Raw genomic sequence first — 20312 nt, 5'->3', positions numbered from 1 at the left:
AAGTAAATTTAAGAGAATCTATTTTATTGAGGGGGAATGCGGTTATGGATTTATTGATTGTATTGCTATCGCTTGGCTTGCTTATATTTGTAGCTTACCGAGGATTCTCAGTCATTTTATTCGCTCCGTTATGTGCTTTGTTGGCTGTATTTTTAACGGAACCGGCGAATGTTTTACCATTCTTTTCTAATGTTTTTATGGCGAAGATGGTCGGATTCATAAAATTATATTTTCCTGTATTTTTGCTTGGAGCGATATTCGGTAAAGTGGTAGAAATCACTGGAATAGCAGAAAAAATCGCGAAAATTATCATCCATTTTATAGGCGTGAAAAGAGCTATTCTTTCCATCGTGTTAATGGGAGCGATTCTTACATACAGTGGTGTCAGTTTATTTGTCGCAGTATTTGCGATTTATCCGTTTGCGGCGCAATTATTTCGCGAGGCGGATATTCCGAAACGTCTCATTCCAGCGACAATTGCATTCAGTGCATTCACGTTTTCGATGGATTCACTTCCTGGATCACCTCAAATCCAAAATGTTATTCCAACTACGTTCTTTAAAACAGATATTTATGCAGCTCCTACATTAGGGATTATCGGAGCACTGTTTATCTTTATATGTGGCATGCTGTATTTGGAAAGGTGTAGGAAGAAGGCTGCTGCTAAGGGAGAGGGGTACTTCGGAAAAAGCGGTGCCACTTCTGAACTGGCTGCCACAACTAGCGCACAATTGGTGCAAGCGCCTATTGTTTCCAGCGATGTTATTCCAGCTAGTTATTGGGTAGCTTTTCTTCCGCTTGTACTGGTCGGAGTGATGAATAAAGTCTTTACAGAATTCATCCCGGTTTGGTATACAAAGGGATTTGATTTTGCATCTATAGGTTTGAAGGAGTACGGAACGATTGATATGGGACAAGTCGTAGGTATTTGGTCAGTGGAAATGGCACTTCTTATCGGAATACTTGCTGCTATATTATTAAACTTCCAAGCGGTAAAAGAGCAGTTTCAATCTATTACAAGCGTGGGCGTAAGTGGTTCAATCTTAGCTGCCATGAACACTGCAGCCGAGTATGGATTTGGTGCCGTTATAGCAGCTTTACCCGGATTTGTCATGATTCAAAATTCTTTGACAGGTACATTTTCAAACCCTTTAATTAGCGGAGCGGTCATGACGAATATTTTGTGCGGTCTGACGGGATCAGGTTCGGGTGGAATGAGTATTACATTAGGTTTAATGGCAGATAAATATATTGAAGCGGCAGCGAACTTTGATATTCCGTTAGATGTGCTGCATCGTATAATTGCAATGGCAGCAGGAGGTATGGATACTTTACCTCATAACGGGGCAGTTATAACCTTACTTGCGGTTACAGGATTAACGCACCGGGAAGCTTATAAAGAGATTTTTGGTATTACGATAATTAAGACATTAGCCGTTTTCTTCGTTGTTGGAGTGTATATGATGTTTTCTATTGTATAGGAGGGAGATTGATTGGCTGTTATAAATAACGCAGCCATCAAGTTAAGATTATGTATAATGGTAAAAAGAAACAGCCATCATTCCATGAAACGATGGCTGTTTGTATGTTTTCAATGAATTTCACAAAAAAAATTCAATTGTAGATTGGAATTGAAATCCCCCCATCTTCACTTGGTTTAGAGGAGGGGGGGCTTCTCGGTTATAATGATAAAGTCGGCAAATTTAATTGTTACAACAATGCTCTTCTTCTCATCCATTGCGTCACGACCCATTTTTCACCTTTGATAACAGGTGCAGCAACTACAAGCAAATCCTCACATTGGACCCCAGCTGGCCAACATTCATAATAGTCGTGAAAACCATTTACAAACATGATTTGTCCGTTCTCAAATAGGATAACAAATATGGAGTTTCCTTACCTATTTTATAAAAGGTTAAAAATAAACCATAATATTATTATGTAAACAAAATTGATGAATGTACAGCTTGTTAAATAGTTCAATATTTTTGATTTTTCTATGGCTGCATAAGTATGATGTTTGTAGGAGGGGATCATATGAGTATACACAAAAAAATCATAGCGATTTCAGGAAGTATTAGGGAAGGATCATCCAACACAAACATATTAAAAACTTTAGCAGCATTTATTCCAGAAGGTATAGATTACACTATTTATAATGGGATAGGGGAACTACCTCATTTTAATCCGGATGTAGATCGAGTTGGAGCACCGGTTGTTGTTGAAGAATTTCGAAAGACATTAAGTGAAGCACATGCACTTATTATTTGTACACCAGAGTACGCAAAAAGTATTCCAGGAGTTTTGAAGAATGCATTAGAATGGCTTGTTTCATCAGCGGAACTTTATAAAAAGCCAGTTGCTATTATAACAGCTTCACCGTCGATTGCTGGAGGGGATAAAGCTCATGAATCATTATTACTTACGCTAGGTATGCTAGATACAATTGTCGTTCAAAATGGTTCGCTATTAATCCCATCTGTGCGCACTAAATTTAGTGATGATGCAAAAGTTACAGATGAGGATACAAAGCAAGCTCTTATCTCTTTAGTTCAAAGTGTAGTAGACGAGATAAAGAAACAATGATTTAGTTCGTATTAAAGTGAAAATGGATTTTTATAATAATAAAAGATAAAAGCAATGCTACTGTTAGTTCAAATGTAGCATTGCTTTTTATATAGTTAAATATATTTACTCAATATCTCCCCAGGTAATCCATCAATCTCGCAAACTATATCTGATGTAAAACCAGCGTTTAATAAAATTTTTCGAGAGGGGATATTGTTTGGATCGATAATTGCCTTTAGTACGTTTACATCTGTCTGCTTCGCTATTTCAATTAATTCTCTTGCGATACAACTACCATATCTTTTTCCCCAGTGCTCCGGCAATATCATATAACCAAGTTCAGCTTCTTTAAAATCATCCTCATTTACTGTTATATGTCCAAGTCCGATAAATTCATTTGTTGCACTGTTATAAACTTTATAAGATCCATACAGTTTATGTTTTTCATTGCGCATTAATAATTTTTTATAGTCGTTTTGTGCTTCCTCTAAAGGAATGGCGCGCTCAGTAATTTGTGCCATCACTTTTTCGTTTGATACGAGCTGAAAGTATTGATTAAAGTCTGTTGTTTCAAATTTTTTGAAATGTAGCTTATGCATATGATTCCTCCAAACTAATTTTCATTTGTTCTTCAGAAAAGAAAAAGATAAGTTAAATCGTAATTTCAATTTGATTACCTTCAGGATCACTTATTACACTTTCGTAATAACCATCTCCAGTGAAACGTGGTCCATTTAATAAAGGATAACCCTCATCTTTTAATGTTGAAGTTAATTCATTTACACGTTCTTCACTACCGACAGAGAATGCCATATGTGCATAGCCAGTTATATTAAGGTTAGGTTCGTTTTCTATACCTTTTTTATGCATAAGTTCAAGCCTTGCCCCAGATTCGAACGTAATAAAATAAGATTCAAAGTGTTTCGCTTTATTATTATACAAAGAGTTTGCTTTACCATTGAAATACTTTGTATAAAAAGTACGCATTAATTCTAAGTCATTTACCCAAATTGCTATATGTTCGATTTTCATTCGTTTCACCGATCCTATCTTTATGTAAATTAATAAATATTTACTCTGAAATAATTAGAGAAGGTGAATAACACTAATTAGATGTTCACTGTATTAAATTTGCAACCATATTGCAAGAAATAAGAATGGACGTTAGGAGAAATCAAATGATAATGATTTTACTAAAGGAGTTTGTTAATTTTCAGGTCACAACATGCATACAATGTCTAATTAAGTGAATTACGTACGTAACAATTGTGAATAAGGAGGGGCATTTGTGGGGGAAATTGAACAAATAATGATTGTCGGCATTTCTATGTCTTTTATACTAACTATTATGATATTAGGGTCTTTATATTATAATCCTCGTCTTTGGCTAAATGATTATCCGAAAGATATTCAAAAAGTAGTTTTGCCAAAATCGATAAATGAAAAAAAGCAAACGTATTATTTCGAAATTATTTACAATATTATTCTCTTCGGAACGCCTTTAGTTTCTACGTATATACTACATCAACATGAAAAATTATTGTATATTGAGGCCTATTTACATACTTTTGGGATTGTAATGATTTTCAATTTAGTAGATTTATTTATAATTGATTGGCTTATATTTTGCTGGATTACTCCAAGGTTTGTTGTTATTCCTAGTACAGAAGGGATGAAGGGGTATAAAGACTATATATTTCACTTAAGAGGAGCGATAGTCGGAACGCCATTTTTAGCAATAATAAGTTTATTTGTGGCAGGAATTGCGACAACTATTTAGTATAAGGTAGAGGGGGATGAAACGTTAATACTTATACTTAAAGGAGTATAAATAATGAGCCTTTTGATTAGAAAATTAGAAATAAATGATTTAGACCATTTACCTGAAATTGATGATAGTTTTACAGTAAATGCCCGGTTAGTTCTTTCTGTTTCAAAAATAAATAACAAAATAGAATATACAGTTGAAAAAGTACCTAGCTATGAAAAAAGTTATTTAGAAGATAGGTATGATGACGATGAAGAGCTAGCGTACAATGAATATATAAATAATCCTAATCAAATAATTTACATAGCACTTTTACATAACCAAATCGTAGGAGTTATGATATTGAAAAAGAATTGGAATCGCTATGCTTATATAGAAGATATCAAGGTGGACATAGAATACCGAGCACTTGGAATTGGTAGAAGATTAATAGAGCAAGCAAAGCAGTGGGCAAAAGATGGTAATATGCCAGGCGTTATGCTTGAAACACAAAATAATAATATGACAGCGTGTAAGTTTTATGAGAAATGTGGATTTGTAATAGGGGGATTTGATTTTCTTGTTTATAAAGGGATAAATGAGCAAAATGATGAAGTTGCGATTTATTGGTATTTAAATTTAAAATGAATATATATTATTACTTATGTAAAGATTGTTCAGTTATCAAAACTGAAATACAAGGAACATAATGAAAATAAGACTGACTCATCCTGTCAGTCTTATTTTTGATGTGTCACATCATTAACAATGGCATGAAATATGTCTTTTTGCGTGAAATCATCTGTAAAAACAGTTTCTTTATCAACTTCAATTGTATCGTGCGGGTTATACCATTTCCTCAATAAATCTTCTCCAAATTCAAGTCGTTTTTCTCTCGTATTATGCCGTTTAATTGTTTCATCTAGCGATAAATCGAAGTAATATGTATATGCGTTTCCGTCAAAATAATGTATTAATTCTTTCAGCATATCTCCATATCTACGACTGTTTAATATACCTTCTAAAATGACAAATTCACATTTTCCTTTTCCGTACTTCGTAATCTCAAAAATTAAATCATGAGATAGGTTGCCCAATGTGTCGTGAACTTTTAGCATTTCCCTACGAACGACATCTTGAGAGACTAGAAGTGTTCCGTGACCGAAATGTTCTTGCAATTCTTTTGCGATTGTTGTCTTACCGCTTGCGGAGTTCCCTCGAAGAATGATTAATGTTGATTTCAAAGTCTCATCTCCTATGTGTTTTTATTAGACAATTTTCAGTAGGGCTATACTAGATTTTCAGAATAAACTCGTTTACAGAGCTTATTTTAGCTTTGTAAACGAGTGGTGTTATGTGAAGAGTTATTGTACGAATGTATTTTGTCCAGATGCAATTTTCCACGTATCTTTTTCTTTAACCATAACATACATAGCGAGGCTACTTTGTTCATTTTCTATTATCGTTCCTTCAGAAGTTGTTGGATATTGTTTAATGTGTACGATAGCTACATCGGAACGTATGAAATGAATGTCTTCAATTTCATACTGTGCATAAGAGTTGTGAAGTGGTCCTGCTAAAAGAATTTTGTGAGCTTCATTGATTTGTTTCCAGCCCGAGAGGCGAATTCCTAAGACATTTACCCATGAAGCGTGTAATGTAAAGTGACGATCAAGTTCATCGGCATCATGTTTATTGAATGCAGCTTCAACTTCATGAATGGTTTGTTCAATGTGCTTCATCCCTAATTGTAATTCTTCTTTGGAATTATAGTATTTAGTCATGTGAATTCCTCCAATTTATTGTTTATTACTTTTATTTTATTACGGGAAAATCACATTATCCTCCAACGATAGTAGTATTTATTTTAATTAAAATATAGGCGGAAGTATGATTTGTAGCAAGGGGATTAAATTGAATTTTTTGATAATTAAATAGGATTAAGTGTATAATCAATGTAATGGATAATAAGGGGGGGTGTTAAATAGAGTAAGTAACAAAAAAGTCTCAGTCTTTTTGGAAGCGAGACTGGGTATGCACTCTTTTTGCATTTCTTGTTATGCAATTCATATTTTTCTTCTGTGACTTAAACTCATGGTGGTCTCCGAAATTTAGTGAAGGGGGATTATTTGAAAGAATTATGAACTCACAGTTCTTTACAGAAACATTTGCTCCGTATAAAACCTCACAATTTAACTTGTATACAGCATTTTTTACCATTGCATTACTACCATACGCATTAATAGGCGCAATTAAAGATTTAACATCAAGGGAAAATACAAAGATTTAAGCTATTAACAAAGAGGTGTAATATGCTATTTCAAAAAGAAAATTTATCGGTTAGATACGTAACAAAAGACGATGCACCTATCATTTCAAAATGGTTAACAAATCCAGAAATTTTACAGTATTACGAAGGAAGAGATAATCCGCAGTCTGTAGAAAAGGTACTCGATCATTTTATACATAATCCAAATAGTAATGAAAAAAGATGTTTAGTAGAGTTCAATGAAATACCGATCGGTTACATACAAATATATCCTGTTGATTCCGAATGGAAAGCGTTATATGGATATGAAGAAATGAAAAATGTGTGGGGAATGGACCAATTTATCGGTGAACCAGCGTATTGGGGAAAAGGGATTGGAACAACCCTTGTTGAAGCGGCAATTACATACATTATGGAGAGCTTAGGAGCAGAAGCGATAGCGATGGATCCTAGAGTAAATAATGTACGTGCGATAAGCTGTTATGAAAAATGCGGATTTAAAAAAGTGAAGATTTTAAAGGAACATGAACTGCATGAGGGGAAATTAGAAGATTGTTGGATGATGGAATATAAACAATTATAATGATTTATGAAAGGGCTTATACAAACAAAGGGAGCTGTGTGAAATGAAAAAGGCATTACTAGTTATTGATGTGCAAGCGGGTATGTATACAGCAGGAATCCCAGTACATAATGGGGAAAAGTTTTTAGAAACGTTGCAAGAGCTTATTGGGGAATGTCGTTCAAATGGTATTCCGGTTATTTATGTACAACATAACGGGCCAAAAGATCATCCGTTAGAAAAAGGTACAGATGGCTGGAAAGTACATGCGGCGATTGCACCGCAAGAAGGGGACAATATCGTTGAAAAGACGACGCCAGATTCATTCCATAAGACGAACTTAAACGAAGTGTTACAAGAAAAAGGGATTGAGCATTTTATTATTTCAGGAATGCAAACAGAGTACTGTGTTGATACGACAACGCGCAGAGCGTTTAGTGAAGGATATAAAGTAACATTAGTGAGTGATGCGCATAGTACGTTTGATACAGATGTATTGCGTGCTGAAGATATTGTAAAGCATCATAATGTTGTGTTTGGATCATTTGCGGATGTTGTTGCATTGAAAGATCTAAAAGTAGAAGCGTAAGTATTGAAGTGGCTGTCTCTAAATGGGGGCAGCTTTTTTATTAGAGGATAGGTCGTCAAACATTGTCGATATTCTTTGTCGAATCGTTGATATAATTAGAGTTACGATAGATATATTTCAAAAATCGTTGGTATATTCAAAGTTACGATAGATATATTCAAAAAATCGTTAATATAATTTCATTCACCGCATTGGTATCATAAAAAAACAAAAAGGAGCGCCACATCGTCAAAAATTCGACTGATGAGACAGCTCCTTTTTTGCACCAGTAATTATGGCTTTATTTCTTCTTATCTTTATCCAACACATTCTGTTCTTCAGCAAACTCCGTACCATATGCAAACCGGCGATTAATTCGAATATTATCATTGTTGTGCCTTGTGTGGGAATTGGAAAAGCGATGGACGATTACTTCTGATAATGTAAAGACGATGGCAGAAAGGATACTGCCCCACGCAATTTGCATGTAGTTGTCTAATAAAATATTACCGAAAATCCAAACGCTTAAATACGTAAGTAAGAAATCCGTCATAATGGCAGCGGAATTGCCAATTCGATTTAAAACAATTTTATCAACAAACATATAAGAAACGATTGTGACGAAGAGACTAAAAGAAATGATTTGGACGAGCGTTGCTGGGAAAAATAGAGCTAGTCCGATACTAAAAGCGATGATGCATGATATAAATTTGATAAGTATTACAGTAATATCACTCAATATTTACACCTCCCATTTATACATAGTTTTACAATAAATTCAGGAGTTCATACATTGGAACGGTTTAATTTATATAAAACTTTATCACATTGAAATTTTGTCTAAATATTAAAAAAACAACTAAAAAATGTTATAGTAAAATGAGAGCGTATGATATTTTTAGGTAAGGGGGAATCCGGGATGTGGATTACTTCAGAAGTAGAAATTCCAGATGAGTTAATCGATCACCTTGAACAAGGGAAGTTAGTATTATTCGTTGGAGCAGGAGTTTCTATGAAGGGGAAATCAAACTTACCGAATTTCGATGATTTAGTTGATGAAATTTCGAAAGCTTTATATGTCGAAAGGCGTGAGATGACAGAACCCCACGATTATTATCTCGGTAAAATTGCGAAAACGAAAGATGTGCATCAAGTTGCAAGAGACCTCGTCAATATAGAAAAATCAAAACCAAATCCATTACACTACGCAATTCCAAGGTTGTTTCCGTTAGATACGGATGTTCGAATTGTAACGACAAACTTTGATCAACATTTTACGTCTGTAATTACAGAAATGAATAGAGAGCTGAATATTTATTATGCACCTGCTTTACCGACAGGGAGAGCGTTTAAAGGGTTGGCTTACATACATGGGAATATAGAACAAGAGAAAGAAGCTTTAATTTTAACGGATGGTGATTTTGGAAGGGCTTACTTAACAGAAGGATGGGCGAGACGATTTTTAGTTGATTTATTTTCAAATTACACTGTTTTATTCGTTGGGTATAGTCATAATGATCCTGTAATGAAATATTTAGCAACAGGCTTACCACCGAGTACAAGGCGTTATGCTTTCGTCGCACAAGGGGATAATACATATCATTGGGAGCATTTAGGGATAAGACCGATTGTGTATCCGAATAAAGCAAATAATCATCAGGCACTTGTGAAAGCGGTGAAGCGGTGGGCGGAATTAATGGGGGATAATTATATTACGAAAAGAATGCGTATTCGTGATATTGTAACCGTACCTCCATCAGTGGAGCAGGAGCAATTATCCTATATAAAACAGTCAATAAAAAAAATTGAAACCGTTCGGTACTTCGTTGAATTTGCTCGTGATTACGAATGGGTAGAATGGCTTGAAGCGGAAGGGAAATTACGAAATTTATTTTTGCTTACAGCAAATTATGATGAAGTAGATGAATTGCTTGCAGAATGGTTAGTGGAGCAATTTCTATTTAGTCATCAAAAAGAACTATTTCAATTGATTTTTAAAAATCACTCTAAAATATCCCCGTTATTGTGGCGAACAATTTGTACTTATTTGAACGAAACGAAGGAAACAATGGATCCTTTGTTATTTGCAAAATGGACATTGCTTGTATTAGAAACGGCAGAAAAAGATAGTAGCTCTATTGAAATGATTTCATACTTATTGCAAAAATGTTCTTTCCCTGAGCATAAAGAAATTGGCTTGTTGTTGTTAACGTTTATTTTAGATGGAAAACTAAAATTGAAGCGTGTAAGAAGATGGGGAAATGATACGCAAGAGTCGATTGAACTCGAGGAATCGAGTCGTATACCAATGCCTATTTTTTCTCATGTGGAGCGAATTTGGAAAGAGAAAATGAGACCACATATTACTTACTACGCAAATCCAATTATGGTTACGGGGTTAGAAAAAATACAACTATTGTCATTAAGACAAAATGCACTGAAAAGAAGAGATAGAGAAATTTCAGAGCAGGAGTTACAGCAAAATGATTTTACGTTTTTAATTCAAATTGTAAAAGAGTGTCTTACATATTTATGTGAAAACAATGAGAAAAAAGCGAATTATTATATTACAGAAATGATAGAAACAGATAGTGTACTTCAAAAGCGAATTGCGATTGAAGCAATGAGTAAAAATGTATTCGTTACTGCGGATGCCAAACTGAAGTGGTTACTACATGAAGGTCTTCTGCTAGATGTCACATATAAACATGAAGTGTTTCAACTTTTAAAGAATTATTATGCAGATGTTTTAGAAGAAACAAAAGAGGAAATTATTCGAACTGTATTAGAACATCTTGCAGAAGAGAGGGCGTTTGATGCTTGTCTCGTTCTAGATACATTATTTGCATGTGATTCGAATAGTCGATGCACGATAGAAGGATATGAATTAATGAAACAGAAGCACCCTCATTTTTCTTCTGATCGATACAGTGTTCCAAAGAAAGAATATATTGAACAAAGCATAACTTGTAATGTAACAGCTGATGGATTACTACAGCTGAAAGACGATGAAATAATGAAGCAAGTTCGGCAGTTCTCTCAAGATGGTGTTTTTGAACAACGTCATTTTGTAGAGATGTTATCAAAAGCATGTAAATTAAATGTAGAGTGGAGTATTTCGTTTGCTTATCAACTAGTAGGCGTACATGAAATTAGTAATGAAGTTTGGTTTGTTTGTATTAGAGAGTGGAGAAATAATAGGAATTTAACGAGTGAGCAGATTCAAAGGATCATTCCGTTATTGCAGAAGTTTGTTAGAAATACTACTTTTCATTGGTTAATTAGTAGTTTTCTATATGAAATTAGCAATCGATTAGAAGAGCTAGAAGAGAATAGTATACGGGTTATAAAACGCTTTGCTTTTTCAGTATTTCCACAAGTTATGAGAGGGGAAACGGATTTTAAAATTGGAAAACAAGAGTTTTACAATGAGTCTATACAGCATCCTGTTGGGAAGATGACCGCTGTATTACTAAAACTGTTATCATACGATCACTTATATGATCGTAATGTGTATGAATATTTATTTTTATTTGAGGAACAGGTAAGGGTTACTTCGGAAAGAACGAACTTTATGTTAGCCCGTTTAACAGCAGATATTACGTTTTTATACCATATTGAGAAGCAATGGTGCCGAAAATATGTATTACCTTACTTAGATTTAAAGAAAGAAAATGAGTTGACCAAGTATGCGTGGGCGGGATTATGTTATACGCAAATTAATTTACCTTTATTTACAGAGATGAAGAGATATATTAAATATGCGGTAGAGCATTTAGAGCTGCTACATCCATATACGAGAGAAGCGTTTTTAAAATGGCTTAGTTTTGTATTTATTAAATGTGTGCTGTATTGGGAGCAAAAAACAGATTGGTTATATCCACTTTTAATGCAAGAAAACGAAGAGAATAAAATTAAATTTATGCAGTATGTATGCTACTACGTAAAAACGTTAAGCGGAAAAGAACAACAAAAATTTTGGACAGCGTGGCTACATGTATTTTTAAGAGAACGTCCGAAAATGGGCGTAATATCAACGAGAGAATATATGATGCTTTTACGTATTGTATTATGTATGGATGAGATTTTAGAAAAAGGGCTTTGTATTATTTCGAGTAAATTTCTAGGTGTAGAAGGGCAATGCAATCAAGAGGAAATGAAACAGTTATTTATTGAGATGCTTGAAAAGAAGGATAGCATGAAAGCGTATAAAGAACAGTATGCAAATGTGTTTTTCATTTTACTTCAAACACGTCAAGAAGCTGATTTACTTGAAAATGAAATCATACAAATAAAAGAACTATTAATCCAGTATGAAGTAGAAAAACATGTATTAAACTTAATTGAAAATGAGATGATTCGTATCGGAATTGTAATGGGGAATTTACAAGGGGAATTATAGGGCAGAAGTGGAATTTTTTCAAAAAAAATAAAAAGTTATTGACAGTGTTTTGAAAAGCGTTCTATAATACGAATCATACTTATTCAATTTCAAAAACATTTGAATAAACAAAGTGCAATGAAGAGATCACAGTAGTGGTTAGTCTTACTGTAACAGAGAGCTGGTGGTTGGTGTGAACCAGTACAGGGATAATCATGAATTACAGTCTTGGAGCATCTTTTTCATAGTAAAGATAGTATTGTCTTTATGAAGAAAAAGCGGTCAATTGATCGTTAACAGTGAAGAGAGGTAGACGGAAAGTTAGTCTACAACTAGGGTGGTACCGCGATAAATATCGTCCCTACTGATTTATTCAGTAGGGACTTTTTGTATTTTAGTGGTCCAACTTGAAAATAAAATAGTCATGCGTTGAAAGGAAAAGCAGTAGTTGTTGTTTCCCTGTAACAGAGAGCTGGTGGTTGGTGCGAACCAGTACAAAAACAAGAGCGAATTACAGTCCTGGAGCATCTTTTTCGTAGTAAAGATAGTATTGTCTTTATGAAGGGAAAGACGGTCATATTGATCGTTAACAATGAAGAGAGGTAGACGAAAGAAGTCTACAACTAGGGTGGTACCGCGATAAATATCGTCCCTACTGATTTATTCAGTAGGGCTTTTTTGTACAAAAAAGTGTTTTTTTAACTAGTAGATAGTGTCTTTGTACTAATTATTAGTTTAAAATAAGAAGAGGTATCGATTCCACTTTAAATTTGTATAATTAACCAGTTCAGAAAATAGAGAATTTTTCATTCTCTTACTATACTTTTAAAACATTAGAGGAGGATTTCCAAATGGCAAATCATGAATTAGATCAATTACGTAAACAGGTAGATGAAATTAACTTACAATTACTACACCTTTTAAACAAACGAGGTGAAATTGTTCAAAAAATCGGGGAGCAAAAACAAGTACAAGGTACGAAACGCTTTGATCCAGTACGTGAGCGTGAAGTACTTGATATGCTTGCAGAGCATAACGAAGGACCATTCGAAACGTCAACGGTTCAACATATTTTCAAAACGATTTTCAAAGCTAGCTTAGAACTGCAAGAAGATGATAACCGTAAAGCATTACTAGTTTCACGTAAAAAGAAAAAAGAAAATACAATTGTTAATGTTAAAGGTGAATTGATAGGGAACGGAACACAAACGTTCATTATGGGACCTTGTGCAGTAGAAAGCTTAGAGCAAGTTCGCCAAGTAGGGCAAGCGATGAAAGATCAAGGGCTTAAATTAATGCGCGGCGGCGCTTTCAAACCGAGAACATCTCCATACGATTTCCAAGGTTTGGGAGTAGAAGGTTTACAAATTTTACGCCAAGTAGCAGATGAGTTTGACTTAGCAATTATTAGTGAAATTTTAAATCCGAATGACGTAGAAATGGCGCTAGAATACGTTGATGTAATTCAAGTTGGAGCACGTAACATGCAAAACTTCGATTTACTACGAGCTGTAGGTAAGGTTAACAAGCCAGTATTATTAAAACGTGGTTTAGCAGCAACAATTGATGAGTTCATTAATGCAGCGGAATACATTATTGCACAAGGTAATGATCAAATTATTCTTTGTGAGCGTGGTATTCGCACATACGAAAGAGCGACACGTAACACATTAGATATTTCAGCAGTACCGATTTTAAAGAAAGAAACACATTTACCAGTTATCGTAGACGTAACACATTCAACAGGGCGTAGAGATTTATTATTACCAACAGCAAAAGCGGCACTTGCAATTGGAGCAGATGCAGTAATGGCGGAAGTACATCCGGATCCAGCAGTTGCGTTATCAGATTCTGCGCAACAAATGGACATTCCAGAATTCCATAGATTCATGGATGAGTTAAAAGGTTTCAAAAATAAATTATCTTAATTCCATATCATATATGCGCTGAAGAGGAAAACAGTAGTGCTTATCTCACTGTTAAAGAGAGCTGATGGTCGGTGTAAATCAGTACAAAGATAAGCATGAATTACAGCCTTGGAGCATCTTTCCCGCCAACTTTTGAAGGGAAGGACGGTCAAACGATCGTTAAAGCAGAAGAGAGGTAGACGAGATAAGTCTACAACTAGGGTGGTACCGCGATAAACATCGTCCCTACTGAGCGCTCAGTAGGGACTTTTTTGTACAAAAAAATAATAAAGGGGCAAGAGAAATGAGATACATTACAGCTGGAGAATCACATGGTCCGCAGTTAACAGTTATTTTAGAAGGTGTACCAGCAGGTTTAACATTAACAGCGGAACATATTAATAAAGAATTATTAAGAAGACAAAAAGGGCATGGGCGCGGAAGACGCATGCAAATTGAAACAGATACTGTTGAAATTGTAAGTGGTGTACGTCACGGGATGACACTCGGTTCACCGATTACGTTAATCGTAAAAAATGATGATTTCAAACATTGGACGAAAGTAATGGGCGCAGAACCAATTTCAGAGCAAGAAAGTAAAGAAATGAAGCGTACGATTACAAAACCACGTCCAGGACATGCGGATTTAAACGGGGCAATTAAATACGGTCATCGTGATATAAGAAACGTATTAGAGCGCTCTTCTGCAAGAGAAACGACTGTTAGAGTTGCGGCTGGTGCAGTTGCGAAACAAATTTTGAAAGAACTAGGTGTGGAAATTGCAGGACATGTTCTTGAAATTGGCGGTGTAAAAGCGAAGCCTATTACTCAGTTGCCGATAGAAGAAATTCAAACGATTACTGAAAACTCACCTGTTCGATGTTTAGATAAAGAAGTAGAACAAGAGATGATGGATGCGATTGATGATGCGAAAAGTAGCGGAGATTCAATCGGTGGTATTGTTGAGGTAATTGCAGAAGGTATGCCAATTGGAGTTGGTAGCTATGTTCATTACGACCGTAAATTAGATGCAAAACTTGCCGGGGCTATTATGAGCGTGAATGCGTTTAAAGGTGCTGAAATCGGAATTGGTTTTGAAGCGGCAAGACAGCCGGGAAGTAAAGTGCACGATGAAATTATATGGGATGAAGAAAAAGGATACACGAGAAAAACAAATAATGCGGGTGGTTTAGAAGGTGGTATGACAACAGGTATGCCAATTGTAGTAAGAGGTGTAATGAAGCCAATTCCTACATTATATAAACCGTTAGCAAGCGTAGATATTGATACGAAAGAAGCGTTCCAAGCGAGTATTGAAAGATCTGATAGCTGTGCAGTACCTGCAGCAGGTGTTGTAGCTGAAGCGGTTGTTGCATGGGAACTTGCAGATGCACTAGTCGAACAATTCGGAAAAGACCGCATGGAATTACTAAAGCAAAACATTACGCAACATAACAAATACGCAAAAGAATTTTAATGAAAAGGCGGGGTTAACATGCGAGTAAAAGATCAACTATCATCATTACAACCGTATAAACCAGGTAAATCACCAGAGCAAATGAAAGAAGTATACGGGAATCATTCATTTGTTAAGTTAGCATCAAATGAAAATCCATTTGGCTGTTCACCTCGTGTTTTAGGAGAATTACAAAAATCGTGGCAGGAACATGCATTGTATCCAGATGGCGGAGCTACAACGCTCCGTCAAACGATTGCAGAGAAATTACAAGTGCAAATGGAACAAGTGCTTTGTGGTAGTGGGCTCGATGAAATCATTCAAATGATAAGCCGTGCAGTGCTCTGTAAAGGAGATAATATCGTAACTGCTGGCATGACATTCCCTCAATATCGTCATCATGCGGTTATTGAAGGATGTAAAGTGAAAGAAGTTCCTTTAAATAACGGTGTATATGATCTAGACGAAGTTTCTTCAGCAGTTGATGAACATACAAAAATCGTATGGATTTGTAATCCGAATAATCCGACAGGTACATATGTTAATGAGCGAAAATTGACTCGATTTATTGAAGGTATTAGTGAAAATACGTTAATTGTCATTGATGAAGCGTACTATGAATACGTAACAGCAAAAGATTTTCCAGAGATATTACCTCTTCTGGAAAAGCATAAAAACATTCTTGTACTTAGAACATTTTCTAAAGCATACGGATTAGCTTCTTTCCGCGTCGGATATGCAATTGGACAGGAAGAGTTAATTGAGAAATTAAATGTTGTCCGTTTGCCATTTAACGTATCTTCATTAGCGCAAAAAGCGGCAACGATTGCCTTTAGTGATGAAGCGTTTATTGAGGAAATAGTACGTGTTAATAAAGAGGGATTACACCAGTACGAAAGTTTTTGTACAGAAAATGAAATCCCGTTTTATCCGTCGCAAACGAACTTTATCTTCTTACCAGTAGATGATGCTGGAGAAATTTATGAGTCTTGCGCGCACGCTGGTTTTATTATTCGTCCGTTTCCAAATGGCGTGCGCATTACAATTGGAACAAGGGAACAAAATGAGGGAGTGATTTCAGTGTTAAAACAACACTTTGAAAATAAAAAAAGTAAGTCTCGAGATGAGGCAAATGTGTAAAAAGGTAGTATTAATTGGAACAGGATTAATAGGAGGCTCACTTGCATTAGCGATAAAAAAAGAGCACGATGTAACGATTACCGGCTATGACATATTTAAAGAGCAAGTAGAGCGCGCAAAAGAATTACATGTAGTTGATGAAGTAGCAGTAGATTTACAGAGTGCATGTGAGGAGGCACATTTAATTGTTTTTGCCTCTCCAGTTGAAGAAACGAAAAAGTTATTACACAAACTTGCATCATTTCATTTACGAGAAGATGTTATTGTTACCGATGTAGGAAGTACGAAAGGGACAATTATGAATGAAGCGGAAGCTTTATTATCAAAGAAAGTTTCTTTTATCGGTGGACATCCGATGGCAGGTTCTCATAAAACTGGTGTCGAAAGTGCAAAGGCGCACCTTTTCGAAAACGCATTTTACATTTTAACGCCAATGAATCACGTGCAGGCTGATCAAGTAGATGAGCTAAAAGAATGGCTAAAAGGAACCGGATCGCATTTTCTCGTTTTAAATACAAAAGAACACGATTATGTAACTGGCATTGTTAGTCATTTTCCGCATCTTATCGCAGCAGGATTAGTAAAACAAGTTGAGAAACATGCAGGGGATAACCCGCTTATTCATCAACTGGCGGCAGGTGGATTTAAAGATATAACACGCATTGCATCAAGTAGTCCGAAAATGTGGAGTGATATCGTAAAACAAAATCGCAGACATTTATTGGAACTATTAGAAGAATGGATCTCAGAAATGGAAGAGTTATATAAGACGGTTTCTAAAGGAGATGCAGGTGAAATACAAAACTATTTTGCTGATGCAAAAGAATACCGTGATTCTTTACCGGTGCGAAAGAGGGGCGCAATTCCTGCCTATCACGACTTATACGTCGATGTTTTAGATAAAGTAGGGGCTTTAGCTCATATTACGAGTATTTTAGCAGAAGAAGAAATTAGCATTACAAACTTGCAAATTTTAGAAGCACGCGAAGGATTACTTGGAGTGCTTAGAATTAGCTTCCAAAGAGAAGAAGACCGCATGCAGGCAAAGCTGGCGCTAGGAAAAGAAGAATACCAAACGTATGAAACAATTTAAAAAGAGGGTGAGAACGTGAAGGGAACAAAAATACAACCTGTAACTAATGGATTGAATGGAACAATTACAATCCCAGGTGATAAATCAATTTCGCATCGCGCTGTCATGTTTGGCGCAATTGCAGATGGACAAACAACAATTAAAGGATTTCTTCCTGGTGCGGATTGTTTAAGTACGATTTCTTGTTTTAAAGAAATGGGAGTAGAGATTACGCAAAATGAAGACGAAGTTACGGTAATTGGAAAAGGATTAGAAGGTTTACAAGAGCCAAAAGCTGTATTAGATGTTGGTAATTCTGGTACAACGATTCGATTAATGTCAGGAATACTTGCAAACACACCATTCTTTTCTTGCGTGCAAGGTGATGCTTCAATTGCGAAGAGACCGATGCAACGTGTAACAACTCCACTAAAGCAAATGGGCGCAAAAATTGATGGCCGAGAAGAAGGAACGTTTACGCCGCTAACAATACGCGGAGGAGATTTAAAAGCGATCCAATATGCTTCACCTGTCGCAAGTGCACAAGTGAAATCAGCTATTTTACTTGCAGGCCTTCGTGCTGAAGGTGTAACAACTGTTACAGAACCTCACGTTTCGCGTGATCATACAGAAAGAATGCTTGAGGCGTTTGGCGTTACAGTAACTCGCGAAGGGAAAACTGTAAAACTAGCTGGTGGACAAAATCTAAAAGGAACAGACGTTCAAGTTCCGGGTGATGTATCATCTGCGGCATTTTTCTTAGTAGCAGGTGCAATTATTCCAAATAGTAAACTATTATTACAAAATGTAGGAATGAATCCGACTCGTACAGGTATTATTGATGTTCTTGAGAAAATGGGGGCTACGTTTACTGGGGAGCCAATTAACGAAGGTGCATCAGAGCCAGCTGCAAACATTACAATTGAAACATCGTCACTGAAAGGAATCGAAATCGGCGGGGATATTATTCCGAGACTAATCGATGAAATTCCAATTATCGCCTTAGCAGCAACACAAGCAGACGGAATTACAGTCATTAAAGATGCACACGAGCTAAAAGTGAAAGAAACGAATCGTATCGATACAGTCGTTGCTGAACTAACGAAACTAGGAGCTCGCATTGAAGCGACCGACGATGGAATGATTATTTACGGTAAATCGAAGCTAAAAGGAACTACAGTACATAGTCACGGTGATCACCGCATTGGAATGATGCTTGCGATTGCTGGCTGCATTGCTGAAGGAGAAACAACAATTGAAGATGCAGAAGCAGTAGGTGTATCGTATCCTACATTTTTTGAAGAGCTTCAAATATTAGCTAAATAAATTGATGAGAGGCAGATGCGTAATGTATCTGCTTTTTTATATAAGATAGGTGTCGATATTCTTTGTCGAAGCGTCGATATAATTTCATTCACTGTACTGGAATATTAAGAATTATGGTACAATTCAAACAAGGAATGGAGGAGAAATATATGAACGTTATACAATTAAAAGAAGATAAGTTTAGAGAAGCATTACGTTTATCAGAATATGCTTTTCAATATAAAGCAAATGAAGAATCGGTAGAGCAGAAAATTACACGAATGAAGGAAAGTCATCAAATATACGGCATTATGGAAGGTGAAGAGTTAGCGGCAAAACTGCATCTTATTCCGTTTCATACTTACATAGGAAAAGAAAAGTTTAAAATGGGCGGCGTTGCAGGGGTAGCGACGTATCCAGAGTTTAGAAGAAGCGGATATGTAAAAGAGTTGCTTCAGCACTCCCTTCAAACGATGAAAAAAGATGGATATAGTGTATCGATGCTACATCCATTTGCCGTTTCATTTTACCGTAAATACGGCTGGGAACTTTGTGCGAATCGCCTTACATGTCATATGACGAAGAGCGATTTAGTTATGAAAAAACAAGTGAATGGTACTGTGAAACGATTCAATAAAGAAAATCACCCAGAAGAGGTCGAGAAGATCTATGAAACATTTGCAGAACGTTTTTCTGGTATGTTAGTTCGAGGGTCTAAATGGTGGCTACAAGCGGTATATCATGAATTAACATTGGCAGTTTACTATGATGAAAATAAGAATGCAGCTGGTTACATTTTATACAAAATAGAGAATTCTAAAATGACAGTAGACGAATTTGTCCCATTACATAATGAAGCGAGAAATGGCCTTTGGAATTTCATTTGCCAACATGATTCTATGATAAAAGATCTAGAAATGATACTAAGTGAGACAGAACCACTTCTTTACACATTGCAAGAGCCACGAGTGAAGGCAGAAATTAAACCATATTTTATGGGTAGAATTGTAGATGTGGAGCAGTTTTTAAAGCAATATGAGTTTAATTGGAACAATGCGCAGCAAGAAGTGATCTTACAGATTACAGATTCATTTGCTCCGTGGAATAACGTATCAGTGAGACTTGCAAATCATGAAATAACAATTATGAAAGAAGAAACAATAGATAAAGGAATTAGGCTGGATATTAATGCGCTATCTACAATAATGTTTGGCTACAAGCGCCCATTAGAACTAAATGAACTGGAATTAATTAGTGGAAGCGAAGAGGAGATACGAGTATTTGAAAATGTAGTACCGGTGCGTGAAGCATTTATATATGATTTCTTTTAATTTGGA

At 35.8% G+C, this 20312-nt stretch carries 18 protein-coding genes, 1 pseudogene and 3 other annotated features; of the genes and pseudogenes, 14 read left to right on the top strand and 5 right to left on the bottom strand.

All coding sequences use genetic code 11. The features are described 5' to 3' along the window. The first annotated feature begins 44 nt into the window (after window positions 1-44). Together MHB76_RS14130 and MHB76_RS14125 are read left to right on the top strand one after the other, a co-directional pair. Window positions 45-1481 (top strand): GntP family permease, encoded by a 1437-nt coding sequence (locus tag MHB76_RS14130; RefSeq protein WP_002161389.1) that lies wholly within the window; start codon window positions 45-47, stop codon window positions 1479-1481. Window positions 1482-2037: 556 nt separating this feature from the next. Continuing rightward, window positions 2038-2586, top strand: coding sequence for an NADPH-dependent FMN reductase (locus tag MHB76_RS14125; protein WP_078174290.1), 549 nt, complete (start codon window positions 2038-2040; stop codon window positions 2584-2586). Between the two features lie 95 nt (window positions 2587-2681). Here MHB76_RS14125 and MHB76_RS14120 read toward each other — a convergent pair whose 3' ends face one another. Together MHB76_RS14120 and MHB76_RS14115 are read right to left on the bottom strand one after the other, a co-directional pair. Continuing rightward, the gene (locus MHB76_RS14120; protein WP_002161391.1) at window positions 2682-3167 is read right to left on the bottom strand and encodes a GNAT family N-acetyltransferase; all 486 of its coding nucleotides are present in this window, start codon (window positions 3165-3167) and stop codon (window positions 2682-2684) included. A gap of 52 nt (window positions 3168-3219) precedes the next feature. After that, complete coding sequence (locus tag MHB76_RS14115) at window positions 3220-3600, bottom strand: VOC family protein (RefSeq protein ID WP_078174291.1); 381 nt, start codon at window positions 3598-3600, stop codon at window positions 3220-3222. Window positions 3601-3856: 256 nt separating this feature from the next. Here MHB76_RS14115 and MHB76_RS14110 point away from each other — a divergent pair, with 256 nt between their 5' ends. Next, entirely contained in the window at window positions 3857-4348 is a 492-nt protein-coding gene (locus MHB76_RS14110) for a hypothetical protein (RefSeq protein WP_002161393.1), read from the top strand. 54 nt (window positions 4349-4402) lie between these two features. Next, window positions 4403-4963 carry a streptothricin N-acetyltransferase SatA gene (satA, locus tag MHB76_RS14105; protein WP_002161394.1) on the top strand — a complete coding sequence of 187 codons (561 nt, stop codon included), beginning with the start codon at window positions 4403-4405 and terminating at the stop codon, window positions 4961-4963. 92 nt (window positions 4964-5055) lie between these two features. Here the strand turns inward: satA and MHB76_RS14100 are convergent, their stop codons facing one another. Further along, window positions 5056-5559 carry a kinase gene (locus MHB76_RS14100; RefSeq protein WP_078174292.1) on the bottom strand — a complete coding sequence of 168 codons (504 nt, stop codon included), beginning with the start codon at window positions 5557-5559 and terminating at the stop codon, window positions 5056-5058. Window positions 5560-5679: 120 nt separating this feature from the next. Continuing rightward, window positions 5680-6099, bottom strand: a complete 420-nt coding sequence (locus MHB76_RS14095; RefSeq protein ID WP_002127872.1) for an SgcJ/EcaC family oxidoreductase — start codon at window positions 6097-6099, stop codon at window positions 5680-5682. Between the two features lie 215 nt (window positions 6100-6314). Between MHB76_RS14095 and MHB76_RS14090 the strand changes: the two are divergent. From MHB76_RS14090 to MHB76_RS14080, 3 genes and pseudogenes are all read left to right on the top strand, one after another. Beyond that, a pseudogene (locus MHB76_RS14090) lies at window positions 6315-6605 on the top strand (YfzA family protein); the annotation flags it as partial. 22 nt (window positions 6606-6627) lie between these two features. Beyond that, window positions 6628-7167 carry a GNAT family N-acetyltransferase gene (locus MHB76_RS14085; RefSeq protein WP_078174293.1) on the top strand — a complete coding sequence of 180 codons (540 nt, stop codon included), beginning with the start codon at window positions 6628-6630 and terminating at the stop codon, window positions 7165-7167. Window positions 7168-7210: 43 nt separating this feature from the next. Further along, window positions 7211-7735, top strand: coding sequence for a cysteine hydrolase family protein (locus MHB76_RS14080; protein WP_078174294.1), 525 nt, complete (start codon window positions 7211-7213; stop codon window positions 7733-7735). 280 nt (window positions 7736-8015) lie between these two features. Here the strand turns inward: MHB76_RS14080 and MHB76_RS14075 are convergent, their stop codons facing one another. Next, the gene (locus tag MHB76_RS14075) at window positions 8016-8453 is read right to left on the bottom strand and encodes a YndM family protein (protein ID WP_002161399.1); all 438 of its coding nucleotides are present in this window, start codon (window positions 8451-8453) and stop codon (window positions 8016-8018) included. Window positions 8454-8603: 150 nt separating this feature from the next. Here MHB76_RS14075 and MHB76_RS14070 point away from each other — a divergent pair, with 150 nt between their 5' ends. From MHB76_RS14070 to MHB76_RS14040, 7 genes are all read left to right on the top strand, one after another. Then, window positions 8604-12116: a DUF4020 domain-containing protein gene (locus MHB76_RS14070; protein ID WP_033710950.1), complete on the top strand. Its 3513-nt coding sequence runs from the start codon at window positions 8604-8606 to the stop codon at window positions 12114-12116. 108 nt (window positions 12117-12224) lie between these two features. Next, window positions 12225-12461 (top strand) — a binding site (T-box leader). Window positions 12462-12515: 54 nt separating this feature from the next. After that, window positions 12516-12752 (top strand) — a binding site (T-box leader). A 194-nt stretch (window positions 12753-12946) separates the two neighbouring features. After that, a complete protein-coding gene (locus MHB76_RS14065; protein ID WP_002161401.1) occupies window positions 12947-14023 on the top strand; it encodes a bifunctional 3-deoxy-7-phosphoheptulonate synthase/chorismate mutase in 1077 nt (358 codons plus the stop codon). 9 nt (window positions 14024-14032) lie between these two features. Beyond that, window positions 14033-14253 (top strand) — a binding site (T-box leader). Between the two features lie 53 nt (window positions 14254-14306). Continuing rightward, entirely contained in the window at window positions 14307-15479 is a 1173-nt protein-coding gene (gene aroC, locus MHB76_RS14060; protein ID WP_002161402.1) for a chorismate synthase, read from the top strand. Between the two features lie 18 nt (window positions 15480-15497). Next, on the top strand, window positions 15498-16598 hold the full coding sequence (gene hisC, locus MHB76_RS14055; RefSeq protein ID WP_078174295.1) for a histidinol-phosphate transaminase: 1101 nt from the start codon (window positions 15498-15500) through the stop codon (window positions 16596-16598). Beyond that, the gene (gene tyrA / locus MHB76_RS14050; RefSeq protein WP_078174296.1) at window positions 16591-17691 is read left to right on the top strand and encodes a prephenate dehydrogenase; all 1101 of its coding nucleotides are present in this window, start codon (window positions 16591-16593) and stop codon (window positions 17689-17691) included. Before hisC ends, tyrA begins: the two co-directional genes overlap by 8 nt. 15 nt (window positions 17692-17706) lie before the next feature. Then, window positions 17707-18996, top strand: coding sequence for a 3-phosphoshikimate 1-carboxyvinyltransferase (gene aroA, locus MHB76_RS14045; protein WP_078174297.1), 1290 nt, complete (start codon window positions 17707-17709; stop codon window positions 18994-18996). A gap of 149 nt (window positions 18997-19145) precedes the next feature. Beyond that, entirely contained in the window at window positions 19146-20306 is a 1161-nt protein-coding gene (locus tag MHB76_RS14040; protein ID WP_340986865.1) for a GNAT family N-acetyltransferase, read from the top strand. Window positions 20307-20312: the final 6 nt, after the last annotated feature.

The organism is Bacillus sp. FSL M7-1345, assembly GCF_038006985.1.
Classification (GTDB): domain Bacteria; phylum Bacillota; class Bacilli; order Bacillales; family Bacillaceae_G; genus Bacillus_A; species Bacillus_A cereus_U.
The sequence above is the reverse complement of the archived record's forward strand: the minus strand, read 5'-3'. Positions and strand labels throughout refer to the sequence as shown.